The sequence below is a fragment of the Parapedobacter sp. genome, assembly GCF_053550995.1.
On sequence record NZ_JBMQOC010000103.1, the window covers coordinates 18,544 to 34,091 of the forward strand.

The 15,548-nt window shown below is 53.0% G+C and carries 11 protein-coding genes; 6 read left to right on the forward strand and 5 right to left on the reverse strand.

All coding sequences use genetic code 11. The features are described 5' to 3' along the window. Positions 1 to 109: 109 nt before the first annotated feature. The 4 genes from ACO1NT_RS13555 to ACO1NT_RS13570 all read left to right on the forward strand — a co-directional run bounded on the left by ACO1NT_RS13555 (position 110) and on the right by ACO1NT_RS13570 (position 6,798). On the forward strand, positions 110 to 2,539 hold the full coding sequence (locus ACO1NT_RS13555) for a TonB-dependent receptor domain-containing protein (RefSeq protein WP_449049199.1): 2,430 nt from the start codon (positions 110 to 112) through the stop codon (positions 2,537 to 2,539). Positions 2,540 to 2,702: 163 nt separating this feature from the next. Continuing rightward, positions 2,703 to 5,591, forward strand: a complete 2,889-nt coding sequence (locus tag ACO1NT_RS13560) for a triple tyrosine motif-containing protein (protein WP_449049200.1) — start codon at positions 2,703 to 2,705, stop codon at positions 5,589 to 5,591. 37 nt (positions 5,592 to 5,628) lie between these two features. After that, positions 5,629 to 6,189 carry an elongation factor P gene (gene efp, locus ACO1NT_RS13565; protein ID WP_449049201.1) on the forward strand — a complete coding sequence of 187 codons (561 nt, stop codon included), beginning with the start codon at positions 5,629 to 5,631 and terminating at the stop codon, positions 6,187 to 6,189. An 18-nt stretch (positions 6,190 to 6,207) separates the two neighbouring features. Beyond that, on the forward strand, positions 6,208 to 6,798 hold the full coding sequence (locus ACO1NT_RS13570; protein WP_449049203.1) for a 5-formyltetrahydrofolate cyclo-ligase: 591 nt from the start codon (positions 6,208 to 6,210) through the stop codon (positions 6,796 to 6,798). On the opposite strand, the gene ACO1NT_RS13575 is transcribed toward ACO1NT_RS13570, so the two are convergent. After that, positions 6,782 to 8,074, reverse strand: coding sequence for an HAD-IB family phosphatase (locus ACO1NT_RS13575; protein ID WP_449049204.1), 1,293 nt, complete (start codon positions 8,072 to 8,074; stop codon positions 6,782 to 6,784). The genes ACO1NT_RS13570 and ACO1NT_RS13575 overlap by 17 nt on opposite strands. Positions 8,075 to 8,083: 9 nt before the next feature. Further along, a complete protein-coding gene (locus tag ACO1NT_RS13580; RefSeq protein WP_449049206.1) occupies positions 8,084 to 9,091 on the reverse strand; it encodes an NAD-dependent epimerase/dehydratase family protein in 1,008 nt (335 codons plus the stop codon). 45 nt (positions 9,092 to 9,136) lie between these two features. Between ACO1NT_RS13580 and ACO1NT_RS13585 the strand changes: the two genes are divergently transcribed. Continuing rightward, positions 9,137 to 10,318 carry a formimidoylglutamase gene (locus ACO1NT_RS13585; RefSeq protein WP_449049208.1) on the forward strand — a complete coding sequence of 394 codons (1,182 nt, stop codon included), beginning with the start codon at positions 9,137 to 9,139 and terminating at the stop codon, positions 10,316 to 10,318. Between the two features lie 5 nt (positions 10,319 to 10,323). On the opposite strand, the gene radA is transcribed toward ACO1NT_RS13585, so the two are convergent. The 3 genes from radA to ACO1NT_RS13600 are packed head-to-tail and all read right to left on the reverse strand — an operon-like array spanning position 10,324 to position 14,649. Next, positions 10,324 to 11,700 (reverse strand): DNA repair protein RadA, encoded by a 1,377-nt coding sequence (gene radA, locus ACO1NT_RS13590; RefSeq protein WP_449049209.1) that lies wholly within the window; start codon positions 11,698 to 11,700, stop codon positions 10,324 to 10,326. A gap of 2 nt (positions 11,701 to 11,702) precedes the next feature. After that, a complete protein-coding gene (locus ACO1NT_RS13595; RefSeq protein WP_449049210.1) occupies positions 11,703 to 12,860 on the reverse strand; it encodes a dipeptidase in 1,158 nt (385 codons plus the stop codon). Between the two features lie 7 nt (positions 12,861 to 12,867). Next, positions 12,868 to 14,649: a serine hydrolase domain-containing protein gene (locus ACO1NT_RS13600; RefSeq protein ID WP_449049211.1), complete on the reverse strand. Its 1,782-nt coding sequence runs from the start codon at positions 14,647 to 14,649 to the stop codon at positions 12,868 to 12,870. An 84-nt stretch (positions 14,650 to 14,733) separates the two neighbouring features. On the opposite strand from ACO1NT_RS13600, the gene ACO1NT_RS13605 reads away from it, so the two are divergent. After that, a complete protein-coding gene (locus tag ACO1NT_RS13605) occupies positions 14,734 to 15,531 on the forward strand; it encodes a hypothetical protein (RefSeq protein WP_449049212.1) in 798 nt (265 codons plus the stop codon). Positions 15,532 to 15,548: the final 17 nt, after the last annotated feature.

Here is a 15,548-nt window from a genome sequence, read left to right on the forward strand (position 1 = left end):
GCGGGCCGTCGATAAGTTGAAATAAACAATACACAACACGCATATTTACCGTTAGTCGAGAAGGCATGTGCTTTTTGACAAGGGGCTGTTATGCAAAGACGAAAACAAAATGAACCAATTTTATATATGGATAACCATACTGGCCGTTTGCTGCAGTGCCCGTGCCTATGCGCAGCAGGCGAACCTTACGGGAAAAGTGGTTGATGAACAGGCCCGGCCCCTCGATTTGGCCACGGTGCATCTCTTGAACGCGAAAGACTCGGCGGTCGTCCGTACCGTATTTCCGGACAAGCAGGGGGGATTTGCGTTCATGGGCATTGCGCCGGGCACCTACCGCGTCAAGGCCGTGCTTGTAGGGTATGACGATGGGATCAGTGAACCGGCAAACGTTGCCTCGTCCGCACAAAGCACAGCTGTCGGCACATTGGTGCTGCGTAGCGGCAACCGGGTGCTGGAGGAGGTCACTGTGGCCGCACCACAGCGGCCCTTGGTGGAACGGCGTGCCGATATGCTGGTCGTGAACGTGGAGAACTCCACCTTGGCCGCGGGCAATACTGCTATGGATATCCTCGAGCGCTCGCCCGGTGTAACGGTAGACAAGGACGACAACATCAGCCTCATGGGCAAGCAGGGTGTCACGGTGATGATCGATGGCCGGCAAACCCATCTTTCGGCGGAACAATTGGCCAATTTCCTTCGGAACACGGATGGCAACACCATCAAATCCATCGAGTTGATTACCAACCCGTCTTCCAAGTACGATGCATCAGGCACGGCGGGCATGATCAACATCGTGCTCAAGAAAAACCGTCTGGCGGGCACCAACGGTTCGTTGACATTGGGTGCCGGTTATGGGGTCGGCCACAAGGCAAACACGTCGCTCAACCTGAACCATAAGCAAGGTCCGGTGAATGTATATGGTACCTATAGTTACATGAACAACCGTGGGGGCAACGAGTTCGATATTTTTCGGTCGATTTCATTGCCCGGCGGAGCCAATACCGATTTCCAACAATACACCGATTTTTTACGGCATAATTCGAGCCACTCATATCGCGCGGGCGTGGACTACCAAACATCCGACCGCAACGTAATCGGTGTGTCGTTCAATGGCTATGCCAGCGGTAACGACAACGATAATTCGAGTCGTACGCTCATCGGGCAAACCATCCTCTCGCCCGATTCGACACTCACCACTTCATCGATGTTTGATGGCAGCTATACGAGTTTGGCAGTGAACGTGAACAACCAGTTTACCATAGACACCAACGGCCGTAAATTGGTGGCCGATGTCGACATCTCCCGCTTTTCGAATCATAACAAAGCCAACTACAACAATACGCTCTTCTTGCCTTCGGGCGACATGAAAAACGAGCCTTTGCTGTCGCGCAGCGACATGCCCACCATCATCGACATCCGCGTGGCCAAGGTCGATTATACGCATCCGTTCAATAAAGATAGTAAGCTGGAAGCGGGGGTGAAGTACAGCAATGTGGCATCCGACAACGATATGCGTTTTGAGAACCAAGTGGGCGGCGTATGGCAGAACGCCGAGAACCGCACCAATCACTTCGTATATGAAGAACAGGTAGCCGCGGCCTACGTCAATTACCATACCCAATTGGGCAAATGGGGGTTCCAGGCAGGGCTCCGCAGTGAATACACCGTTTCTGACGGTAACTCCATCACGCTGGCCAACCGCATCAAGCGCGACTATATCGACGTCTTCCCCAGTGTATTCGTGAACTATAACCTGTCCGACAACCACCAGATGGGACTTTCGTACAGCAAGCGCATCAACAGGCCGAATTACGGAAACCTGAACCCGTTTGAATATTTCCTCGACCAATATACGTTCGAGAAGGGTAACCCATACTTGCGGCCTGAATATACCCACGCATTCGACCTATCGTACACCTTGTTGCAACGCTATAACTTGAGTGCGGGTTATAGCCGCACGAACGACGTGATTGCCGAGTCGATGAACCAAAATGACGAAACCAAGCAGACGTGGGTATCGCGGGATAACCTGGCCAAACAGGATATCTGGTATGCCAACGTGAATGCGCCGGTGAAAGTGGCGAAATGGTGGGATACCAACAATAACCTGAATGCCTTTTACATGGCTTTCGATGGACCCCTGAACGGCGAATACCTCCATCAAGGGCAATTTGCATGGCAGTTGCGTAGTAACCATACGTTTACGATTTGGCCAACGTTTACGGCGGAAGCATCGGCGAACTACCGCTCTTCGCTTATCTACAGCGTGTACCGTATCGGTGCGCAATGGTCGATCGATGCAGGCTTGAACAAATCGTTCTACGATAAGAAGGTAAACCTGAAATTTTCGGTCAGTGATATCTTCGACACGCGGGTACAGGATGTACGTACCCGTTTTGGCGGCCTGCACGCCGTCATCAATCAGAAAAACGAAACAAGGGTTGCGCGGCTTACCCTAACCGTCAACTTTGGGAAACTCAAAAACGGCGCCCGCCGGGAGACCCAGAGTGAGGAGAAAAGCCGTATCAGTATGCCTTAGTGTGTTTGGGCATATAAATTTGTGGTTCACCGCCGCCGATGCGAATCGACGGCGGTTTTTTTGTTCCCATACAGAATGTCCACCGATTAGCTGTTTCTTCCCGACGGCTTTTTTGTCAATTTCGAAATCCTTATGTTTGTCAATAAATAAGATGCCGGAAAACATGGTTAGACCGATAAGAGCGGCTATTCTTACACTCGCCTGTATCGTGTTGGCCACCATTGGCAAAGCACAGGAAATCCAGCGTATCGGCTCGCCCTTGGTGCAGCAGTATACGAAGTCGGATTACAAAGCGGGCAACCAGAATTGGGCGGTGGCAGTAGGCAGCAACGGAATCATGTATGTAGCCAATGCCGATGGGTTACTGGTATTCGACGGCCAATATTGGACACTGCATCCGCTGCCAAATAAAAGTACCGTGCGTAGCGTGGCTGTGGATAGCGCGGGCCGCATCTACACGGGTGGTTTGGGCGAATTTGGTTATTGGGAGGACGCGGGTTACGAGCAGATGCGCTACCAATCGATCAGCCAGTTACTCGGCAAGGACGAACAGACGCGTGACGAAGTGTGGAAAATCATTGTGGATGGTGACCGCGTACTCTTCCAAACGTTTTCTACCATCTATATTTATGAAGATAACCATCTGCATCAGGTGCGGGGTGGTGGCCAGCCTTTTCTTTTCTTGCACCAGGTGCGCAACCGTATCTTCATCGAGTTGATCCCGTCGGGCCTACACGAGCTGACCGGCGATAGTTTGGTGCCAATCAAAGATAAGGATATACTGCAAGGAGCCAATATCCTCACCATGCTGCCGTTCGGAACGGACGATATCCTAATCGGTACCGCTAAATCGGGGTTGTATATCATGGATAATACCGCGACCATCCGCAAGTGGGACAACGCCGCCGACGGCATGCTCCGGGCGGCGCAACTCAATAACGGCCTGAAGGTGCTGGATAAGTATTATGCCTTTGGTACTATCCTCCAAGGTGTGGTGGTGATGGACGGAACCGGTCATGTCGTGCAACACCTCCACAAGGGTAATGGCCTGCAAAACAATACGGTGCTGGGTATGCACTTAGACCATCAGCGCAACATTTGGGTGGGGCTCGATAACGGAATAGACCGCATTGAGATTAATGCGCCGTTGTATTATTATGCAGATAATACCGGCAGCATTGGCACGGTGTATGCAGCGCGCATTTTCGAGGGTAACATCTACCTCGGCACCAACCAGGGCTTATTTTACAGTCGCTGGGTGGAAAGTAAAGGGTATCACCCCTTTTCATTTTCCTTGGTAGCCGGTTCGCAGGGGCAGGTGTGGGACCTCACCGTAGCGGATGGTGAGCTATTGTGCGGCCACAACGACGGTACCTTCATCGTGTCGGGCGATAAGCTCGTGAAACTATCGCCGATTACCGGCGGATGGACGCTTATACCGGCCGCCAGCAGCCCGAATACCCTGTTGCAAGGAACCTATACGGGGCTGGCCATTTTCGAGCGGACGGCACAGGGATGGCGGTTTTCAAACCGCGTAGCTGGATACAATGATCCCACCCGTTTTATCGTGCCCGAGTCGGCCACAGGCGTGTGGGCCAGTGGCTATAAAGGATTGCGCTACCTCAAACTAGATACGGAGTTGACGAAGGTCAACGACGTACAGACGTACGATACCACCAGTGGACTGCCTCCGAGTACGTTTGTGAATGTATTGGAGCTGGCGGGGAACCCCGTGTTCGCTACCGACAGCGGGTTTTTCCGGCATGATGAAATTACGGATAAGTTTTATCCATACCACCAGTTGAATGGCCAGCTCGGATCATTTGCTTTTTCCAATCGGATCATCCATGCCGACAGCAATCGCTATTGGTTTATCAACCGCGCGCGCATTGCGTTGGTCCATTTCGGCCCGAAAGGGGAGGTCCGGGTCGATTCCACGAGGTTTGCCACCCTCAACGGGCGGATGATGAAGTTTTATGAAAGTATCAACCGCGTGCGCGACGATCTGTACCTCATTAGCTTAGACGATGGTTTTGCCATTTACCAAGCCTCCGATACGGTAGCGACCCCGGAAAAGGAACTTCCTTCTCCCCTTATCCGGGCGATGAGTAACATTACCGACAGCCTTTCGGACAGGTGGTATACCATTGGTACCCATCCCGAAATCCCCTACCGCCATAACAACCTTCGCATCAGTTACGCGCTACCCTGGTATAGCGCCATACCGTTGCAGTACCAATTTTACCTCGAAGGGTATTCCCGTACCTGGTCGGAATGGAGCGAGGCCGCCCAGAAGGAGTTTACTAACCTGAAACAGGGGGCCTATCGGTTTAAAGTGCGTGCGAGGACCGCCGATGGCACGGTGTCGGATATCGCCGAGCTACGGTTTACAATCAGCCCCCCATGGTGGCTCTCTTGGAGCGCATGGGTGTTGTATGGGTTGATTTTGGCAATTGTTCTCATCGCTGGCCGAGGTTGGTACCGACGTAAAATACGGAAACATCGGGAGCTGATACAGGCCAATATGGCAAAGAAACAGCGCGATATGCTCGCCAAGGAGACCGAGGAGAACGAACAACGCGTTGTAAAACTGAAAAATGAACAATTGGAACGGGAGCTGGCCAGCAAGAACCGTGAGCTGGCCAATACCACGATGAGCATCGTTTACAAAAATGAGCTATTGAATAATGTGCACGACGAGCTGCTGCAACTGCACGATAGTGAGGGGCGGAAATTATCAAACGAACAGCTCCGCAAGATCAATAAGATCATTGAGGATGCCCGGAGTGACGAGCGCGACTGGCATGTTTTTGAAAAGAGCTTTAATGAGGCGCATGAAAACTTCTTCAAAAAACTCAAAGCAGACTATCCGGAGCTGGTGCCCAACGACATGAAACTCTGCGCATACCTGCGCATGAACATGAGTAGTAAAGAGATTGCGTCGCTGCTGAATATTACTACCCGTGGTGTGGAGATTAGGCGGTATCGGCTTCGGAAGAAGCTGAACCTGACACCCGATAAGAACCTAACCGAGTTCCTGATGGAAGTGTAAACTTTTTTTATCTTTGCACCATATTATACAATAGATTATGGCCAAAGCTTCAGATGTAAAAAGTGGGAATATCTTGCGCTTCAACGGTGAATTGGTATCCGTGGAGGAATATATCCATCGGACTCCCGGCAACTTGCGGGCATTCTACCAAGCCAAGATGCGGAATGTTAAAACCGGAAAACTCGTCGAATATCGTTTCCGTACCGACGAGGAGGTGGAAATTGCCCGCGTGGAAACCAGTGATTACCAATACCTGTATGAGGATGGCGATACGTTTGTGGTGATGGATAATACCTCGTTTGAGCAATTCAATATCCCGAAGCAGCTTTTTGGTGACTCGGCGCGTTTTCTGAAAGAAGGTATGCAGGTGTTGGTGGCGATGGAGAGCGAGGAGCCGATTATGGCACAGGCACCGACAACCGTGGAGTTGGAAGTGACGTATACCGAACCTGCAGTGAAGGGAGATACGTCTACCAACGCACTGAAAAATGCCACCGTGGAAACGGGCGTAGAGATCAAAGTGCCGCTTTTTATCAACCAAGGGGATAAAGTGAAAATAGATACGCGTTCCGGTGGTTATGTCGAGCGTGTGAAATAGTTCCGGGCTCTCTGCCAAATGTACCCGTCTACGAAACAAACCCTACGCAAAATATACCGTGAAAAGCGGATGGGTCTTTCGACCGAGGAATTCCAGCACTTGAATGGCCAATTGATCGCGCGTGTGGAAACGCTTGAGATGGCGCCATGGCAAACGGTACATCTTTTCCTACCCATTGCCGGTAACAAAGAGCCCGATACGTATGCGATTGCCGATGGGTTGCGCCAACGGCATCCCGATATCCGTATCGTGCTCCCCAAGACCGAACAGGGAACCCGGCAGATGAGCCATCTGGTGTGGGATGCTTGGACCACCTTGGTGCCCAACCGCTGGGGGATACCCGAACCGCTGGGGGGTACGGCCGTGCAACCGCGCGAAATCGATGCGGTATTTTTACCGTTGCTGGCTTTTGATGAACAGGGCAACCGTATCGGCTACGGCAAAGGCTTCTACGACCGGTTCCTGGCCGAATGTCGGCCTACGGCTACGAAAGTCGGATTATCCTTATTCGACGCGGTGGAATCCATCAGCGACGTCTCTCCGCATGACGTGGCAATGGACCTATGTGTGACACCTACCCGAATATGGAGGTTTAATACAATACCCTGAATTTAATCGTATTATCTATCTGCCGGAGTTGCCGGAGCAGTTGCTTGCCGTACTGGGTATCCACGTCGGTCACGGCATAGCCGATATCGCCTTTCGTTACCAGAAACTGGGCAACGATGTTGATGCTGTTCTCGGCAAAGACTTTATTGATCTGCGCCATCACGCCCGGAACATTGCGATGGATATGCAATAGCCGGTGGGCCTTATCCATTTTGGGTAACGGCAAGCTGGGGAAGTTCCTGCTGAGATACGTATCGCCTTTATTGATGAACTCGGCCATTCGGCGCGGGATGAATTCCCCATTGCGTTTCTTATCTTTTTTATCGTCGAAAAGAACAATCCCCTTTTCATTGCAGATATCGCGGTTTACACGGTGCTTGCTGTCGCCAAGGTAGCCGATGACCTTGAGCTTGTCCGCCCTGGCCAACTGCTCATCCGCTAGGATGATATCCTTGCCCAGCAGCAGCATCCCTACGTCTTTAACGTATTTCTCTTCAAACGTTGGCTTGGTACGGATGGAAAAGCCATCCCGTTTCAGGATGTGGGCGGCAATCTCCGGTACCTCGCCCACGATGAGGCATAGGATACGGTTTTTCGGATACGAGATGGCGCGTGGGAGGTCGTTCACGTAGAGGAACTCGTCAAAGCTGGGCGTTACGTGGTCCGCTTTCTCCGATACGCTTTTACGCTCGATATTTTCAGTAAAGGCAAAGAAACGTTCAATGAGCCCAGACTCCTTCAACTGGAAATCGGAATAACCATCGCCTATACCATAGATCTTGCCGGGCAGTTGCAATTGCTTCAGGAGTTTCACTTTGCCCCCTTCTTCCGACAGCGGGTTCCCATCGTCATATCCCGTGATGTTGCCCGATTCGTCGAATGTAAACGTGTTGGCATATACGTTTTCTTTCTTGATGTGGTAAGGGATTACCACGGGAAAGATAAACTCCTTGAAACCGCCGGAAACGATCAATACGCTGTCTGCATTCTTCTTGAAGAATTCCTTGTTGCGCGAAAAGGAGCGCGACACTTTCTTTTTCAATACCCAAATGAGCTTGGCGAGGTGTTCGCGATTAGCTTCCAATAGTTTAACGCGGGCGGCAAGGCTTTCGCGGAACGATAGCTGGCCATTCATGGATAGGTTGGTGAGGCGATCGATCTCTTCATACACCAGCTCCTTGGCGGGGTGGTTGGCCAGTGAGATACGAGCCAGTTCGTCTAATGCCTCCACCTGGGTGAAGGTACTGTCAAAATCAATGATGTAATAATTCTCCAATGGATGTTGTTATTTCAGGGTTTTACAAATTTCGTGTAGTGTGTTATCGATGGGTTCGAAAGCTATGCCGGTGGCAGCAACCACCTTTCGGTTTGAAAAACGCAGCCGCAGCCGTGCCGATTTAGCGGTCTCGCGTGTGAGCGTTGGGCGCTTACCGGTAAACAGGGAAAGTAAGGCGGCTGCCCGCCAGGCCATGCTGAGCATCCATGGCGTGGCGCGGTATTTCGGGGCAGGTCTGCCCAAAAGATTGCTACAGCGGGCTAGGAGGTCACGGTACGCCATGTTGGTATTGCTCAACAGGAAACGTTGCCCGGTGATGGTAGGATTGTCCATGAGCAATACCATCGCTTTGGCGGTGTCTTCCACATCAATGAGGCCGACGGATCCGTCGGTATAGAAATGGAGCCCTTTGTGGAGCATCGCGAAGATCGATCCGCTGGTGTCACTGCCTTCAGCCCGGGCCGAGGGCCCGATGATAAGGGCTGGATTGACGATAACGGCATCCAGTCCTTCGGCAACGCCCCGCCATACTTCCATTTCGCCCTCGTATTTGGAAACCGCATACCCCGGTTGGCCGGGCGTATACTCCCAAAGATCATCTTCCGTTGCCTCGCCGTGATGCTTTGGCTGGCCGACTGCCGCGATGGAGCTGACGTGCAGTAACCGTGTGCGGTGTTGTAAAGCCAGGTTGACCACGTTGGCCGTGCCGGCCACGTTCACCGTCATCAGCCGTTGCCGATCGGCAGCATGGTACGAAATCATACCGGCGCAATGATAAACCTTCGATATACCCATGAACGCATCACCTAGCGCGAAGAAATCATTGACGTCCGCATTTACCCATTCCAGTGCCGGCAGGTCAACGAGCGCTTGCGGAACAACCGAGGTTTTCCGTTTGGTAGCCCGGACGGCCACCCCTGAAGCGAGTAATCGTTTGATGAGTATCGAACCAAGAAAACCTGTTCCTCCTGTTACTAAAACCACCGTCGCAGCATAGTTTGATAATAATGTTTTCAAAAGTAAGGTAATAAATGGATATTTGCCAAACGTCAAACAACTATCATGTCCTTATCGGTTTTCTTTTCATCCGTTTCCCACCAGGATTTCACACCCGACGCCGGGTTCTTCCGATCGCAGATCGGGGCGTCCGTCCATCTGTTCGATCGTGATTTCCCGGACTTGGAGGGGGAAAAGCCCGATTTGGCGTTGTTCGGAGTGCTGGATGACCGGATGGCCGTTGACAACTTGGGTTGTGCAGCGGGGGCGGATGAGGTGAGGCGCCACCTGTATGGGCTTTATCAGGGCGAATACAAGCTGCAACTGGCCGACCTCGGTAACATCCGGGCCGGAGAGACCGTAACCGATACCTACGCTGCCGTGAAAACCGTGTGTGAGGAACTCATCAAAGCGGGTATCGTACCGATTATCATCGGTGGCGGGCAAGACATTACCTATGCACAGTATCTGGCGTACGAGAAGCTCGAACAACGTGTGGACGTCTCCATCGTCGATGCGCGGTTTGACATCGATCAAGACCAAACGGAAAGTGCTCCGTTAAATGCACAGACGTACATCAACCATATCATCCTGCATGAACCCGATTACCTTTTTAACCTAAATAACCTTGCTTATCAGACCTACTTCGTCAGTAAGGAGTCTATAGCCATGTATGATAAGCTGTATTTCAACGCGGTACGACTGGGCCTGATTGCTGGACAAGTGGATCAGGTGGAACCGGTTATCCGGTCGGCCGACATGCTCAGTTTTGATATGGCTGCGATCCGGCAGTCGGATGCGCCTGGGAGTGCCCATGCGACGGTCAACGGGCTGTACGGCGATGAGGCATGCCAGATTTGCCGCTACGCCGGGATGAGCGATAAGCTTACATCGATCGGTTTCTACGAATACAATCCGGCGCTTGACAGCCGTGGGCAGACGGCCATGCTCCTCGCCCAGATGATCTGGTACTTTATCGATGGGTTCTACAACCGGAAAAACGATGCCCCGCTGGTACCCAAGTCGGCTTACATTACCTACCGCACGAGCGTACATAACGAAGCTTATGAACTGGTCTTTGTGAAAAGTAAGAAATCCGATCGGTGGTGGATGCAGGTGCCCTATTCGGGCACGAAATCTGTGAACGAGCGATACCACCTGGTACCTTGCCGCTATGAAGACTACCAAATGGCCGTGTCAGGCGAAATGCCTGACCTGTGGTGGAAGACCCATCAGAAGCTGATTTGATCCCATCACCCGAATATCGCTTGGAATACCTCTTCCACGCGGGCAACCGGTTTGATATCGATTTGATAGTCGCTGCGTTCCAATCCCTTGGTATTATACTTGGATAGGAAAATGGTCTCGAAACCGAGTTTTTCTGCTTCGGCGATCCGCTGTTCGATACGGTTCACGGCGCGTATCTCACCCGAGAGGCCCACTTCGCCGGCGAAAGCCACCGTAGCGGCCACCGCCATATCTTGCTGGGAGGAGATGATGGCCACGATGACCGCCAGGTCAATGGCTGGGTCCTCCACCCGTAGACCACCGGCGATGTTGAGAAAGACATCCTGGGCGCTGAGGCGGAAACCGAAACGTTTTTCCAATACGGCGAGCAGCATGTTCATCCGTTTGGTATCGAATCCGGTAGAGGAGCGCTGGGGTGTGCCGTATGCCGAGTTACTCACCAATGCCTGCACCTCGATCAGCATGGGGCGCAGCCCTTCGAGCAGCACGGCAATGGCGGTGCCGCTGGTGCCATCTTCACGTTGCGATAACAGGATTTCCGAGGGGTTGCTCACTTCGCGCAGCCCCGAACCCTGCATCTCGTATATGCCCAGTTCGGAGGCCGATCCGAACCGGTTTTTTACCGCCCGCAAGATGCGGTACGCGTGGTGGCGATCGCCTTCAAACTGTAACACGGTATCGACCATATGCTCCAGTACCTTGGGCCCGGCGATGCTGCCATCTTTGGTGATGTGGCCGACGATGAATACGGGGACGTCGGTTTCTTTGGCAAAGCGGAGCAGTTCGGCCGTACATTCGCGCACCTGCGATACGCTGCCGGGGGCAGAGTCTACCTGCGCGGAATGCAGCGTTTGGATGGAATCGATAATGACCAGGTCGGGTGCAATGGATTCCACCTGTGCAAATATATTCGTTGTCGCGGTTTCGGTGAGGATGTAGCAGTTGGCCTGTGAGGCTTGGGAAAGCCGCTCCGCCCGCATTTTGAGCTGCTGCTCGCTTTCCTCCCCCGAGACATATAGGGTCTTTGCCTTCATGGTGAGGGCGAGTTGCAGCATCAGGGTGGATTTTCCGATGCCCGGTTCGCCACCGATAAGCACGAGCGATCCGCGCACGATGCCACCACCCAGTACCCGGTTCAACTCGCGGTCGGGTGTTACCGTTCGGCTTTCGGCCACGGGTTCGATTTCATGTATCACGGCCGCTTTGCGTGCGGGCTTTTTCAGGTTTGAGGCCGTTCGCCAATCGGGTGTGCGTGCGTTGGCCCGCGCTACCACTTCCTCCACGAAGGTGTTCCACTCGTTGCAAGAGGGGCATTTGCCGAGCCATTTGGCCGATTCATAGCCGCAGTTTTGGCAGAAGAAGGATGTTTTCGTTTTCGCCATGGTCAATTCGTTTGGGCTGCCATTACGCGGAGCACATTTTCACCGAGGATTTTTCGGATATCGGTTTCGGTATATCCCCGTTGCCGGAGACCCGCGGTGAGGTTGGGGAAGTCGCTGCAGTCGTTGAGTCCTACCGGTGTGGATGATATCCCATCGAAGTCGCTACCAATGCCGACATGGTCTATCCCTGCGGTTTTTACCATATAATCGATATGGTCGAGCAACAACGACAGGGGTGGGCGGAGTTCTTCTTTCGCTGCGGGGGGTAGGCGGCTGAATTTGGCGTCGTTCGAACGTTTCACGCTGTCGTTGGCGGCAACGTACTTTTCATACAGGCGATTGATTTTCGTGTAATGCATGGGGTCCAGGAATCCCGAATAGAAGTTGAGGCAGATGACCCCCCCGTTTTCGGCAACCGCTTTGATCTGGTCATCCTGAAGGTTGCGCGGGTGCGCCATCAGCGCGTAAGCGTTACTGTGCGATACGATTACGGGTTTGGTGGTCGCTTCCATTGCATCGAAGAAGGTTTGCCGGCCCACGTGCGAGAGGTCAACCATCATGCCCAGTTCGTTCATCCTATGGATGACCTGGCGTCCGAAATCGGTCAGCCCCTTATGCTTCAATTTTTTGGGGTTACGGCTTTCATCCGTGGCCGAGGTCGCCCATTCGGTGCTGTTGTTCCAGGTCAGGGTGAGGTACCGTGCACCGCGGGCAAAGAGACTATCGAGGTAATCCATACGGCCCTCGATCATGTGCCCGCCTTCCACACCGATCACCGCCGCGATTTTCCCTTGGTCGGTGATGGTCCGTATGTCGGAAGGCGTGGTCGCCAGGGCGATTTCACCCGGATACTTACGGATGACTTCCATTAGTCCATCGATCTGCTTATTGGCGTAAGCAAATGCAGTGCCTTTGCCATACTTTTCGCCGCACCATACGGCAAAAACCTGCACATCGATACCCCCTTCTTTAATCCGGGGGAGGTCGGTATGGCCCGAGGTTATCCGTTTGCCAATGTCTTTGTCCCGCATTACCGACTGGTAGAGCACGTCGTTGTGTGTGTCGATAACGAGGGCATCGTTGTGGATACGTTGGGCATCCTGCGCGAATAGCTCGCCCGTGAAAAGGATGGCAGCGACGAATAGCATGGTTTTTTGCATAGCGGATCTATTTCTTGCGGATGGCTTCGTAGAGGGTGTCTTGTATCCGGCTACGTACGTTCAACTCATACAGTTTGGTGCTCCTCACCGGATGAACCCGATTGGACAGGAAGATATAAATCAGTTGTTCTTCGGGGTCAATCCATATGCAGGTGCCGGTATAACCGGTGTGGCCAAAGGTAGCGGATGAGGCCAGTTTGGAAGGATAAGCTTTGCTGGTATCGGGGTTGGCCCGGTCGAACCCTAGGCCCCGCCGGCTGGTTTTCGATTGCTTGGACGAAAATAGGTCCACCGTTTCCGGCTTGAAGTACCGATCGCCCCCGTATTCGCCGCGGTTGAGGAGCAGCTGTCCATAGATGGCCATGTCGTTTGCTGTGGCGAAGAGGCCGGCATGGCCCGCAACGCCGCCGGCCATGGCCGCACCCTCATCGTGCACATATCCTTGTAGTAGCGTTTTTCGGAAAGTTGTATCGTTTTCGGTCGGCACGATACGCTGCTTCGGGAAGCGTTGTCGAGGGAGGTAACCGGCTGTTTGCATACCCAATGGGCGGTAAAACTCCTGCTGGATATAATCTTGGATAGGCATGCCCGTTTGGTGCTCGGCCACTTCCTTCATCACATACATGCTGATGTCACTATATACATAGTTTCCCGTGGGGTTGATTTTCGAATGGAGCATGGTGGGCCACATGACATCATCGTAAAACCCTGTGCGGATAAAGCAGCCATCGGCAACTTTCACGGAATACGCAGCCGACGAGTCGGAGCTGAGATCGTCCGGTTCGAGATCGGCGTAAAACGGGATGAAGGGAATGAATCCCGCCTCATGGAGCATCACGTCGCGCAGCACGGTGCCGTTTTTGTTGGTGCCCTGCGCCTGTAGCAGGTAATGGCCCATGGTGCTGTCGAGGTTCACGATACCCCGCTCGGTGAGGCGCATGATGGTAGGCGTGGTCGCCGTAATCTTCGTCACGGAAGCCATATCGAAGATATCAGAAACCTTGGTGGGCTCCTCCTTTTCATAGGTGTGGTATCCATATGATTTCTCAAAGATTACCTTTCCGCTTTTTACCGCCATGACCACCCCGCCCGGGATGGCCCGTTCGCGGATAGCCTCTTCCATAATGTCGTCGATATCGGTTTCCAGCTGTGCCTGGTCGATGCCGAGCGTGGAGGCATCCGCATACCCCAACCGGGTCTTTGCAGTGGTATAGCCTGCGCCTACCGTATACCGGGGCGAGAATGATTTCGGTAGCTTGGCCGTACATGCAAGGCCGCCGAACACCGACATGGCAGCATCCACAGCGGAGGCTTCCGTTTTTGCCGGGGTCCACAAAATGGGATAATAGCGGAAGTCCAGTGCTTTAAGGTTTGTGCCGTCACCAAATACGGCGAGTATGACTTGTTTGCCTACGGCTTGCGTAGCGATAAACTGCAAGAGCCGTTGATCGGAAAGGTCTTCCGTGGTCAACGCCGCAATGATGGTATTGTAGAACTTGATGTCCTCATCGAGCGGTAAATAGCTCTCCGGTTGCGTTGGTATCACAAAGCGGTCTAGGGGTGCATAGCGGCTTAATTGGTCACCGAAGGCGACTGACATGGTTTCATCGAGACGGGTGATGAGCGCCATATGCCGCTTGGCGAGGTTGCGGAGAGGGATAACATTGACTTGGTTGTTTAACAAAACGGTTTGGTTTATCGGTGCGTAGGTTGTGGGCTGTGCGTATAGCGCCGCATCGACGTACATGCAAGCCACAAACATGCACAGCAGCATAATCATTCTCTTCATAGTAGACGAATATCGGTAATTTGCGCAAAAAATAGGTGCCTCTCGTATTTTTTATGAATTTTGTAATTCGTTTACCGGTGTCTGATGTTTGCTTTGAACGGCCCTTTCTATACATTTCGCTCTGCGTTAGCCGATCGGCTAACGTTGCCGTTTTATGTGGCAGTACTGTCGGAAAGGGTGGGCTTGCTGTATCCGGAAGACGAGAAGCTCCATATCGTTTACTACGCATGTGGGGCTGAACGGCGCATTCCGATGCCCGGTGGCGGCAAGTGTATCCACATCGATGAAGACCTTTGGGCGACAAAGCCGCAACTGTTGCTCAACCGCATTGCCGCACTGATGGGACAGGCGAAGCGCGTGCACGCGCGGAATACCGTGATGGCACGGCTAGAGAAACGCGTGGCGCTGTCTTTCCTGGAGGAACATCACTTGCAGGTGGCATTGCCGGGCAAATACCGGTACGGCCTTTACCACGATGGCGAGTTGGTAGCCGTGGCGGTGTTCAGCGGTGGCCGGCGCATGATTGATAAGCCGGCGGATTACCGTTCGTATGAGCTGCTCCGTTTTTGCCATAAACAGGGGCTACGCGTGGTGGGTGGTTTCAGCAAGTTGCTCGATGGGTTCCAGCGCGATTTTAATCCCGGCGACATCATGACGTATGCCGATAAAGATTGGTCGGATGGCAGTAGTTACCATAAGCTGGGTTTTACGGCGGTGGGCGAGACTGCACCGCAGCTATTCTGGGTGGATAGGCGTACGATGCAACGATATTACGAGCGTACCTTGCCCCCCGAAATCGCGGCAACGCTCCCCGAAGACCGGCCCGCGGCCGGATATGTGGCGGTTCGAAATAGCGGGAGTATCAAGCTAGTATATTTTTAGTATATTCGACGGATTTT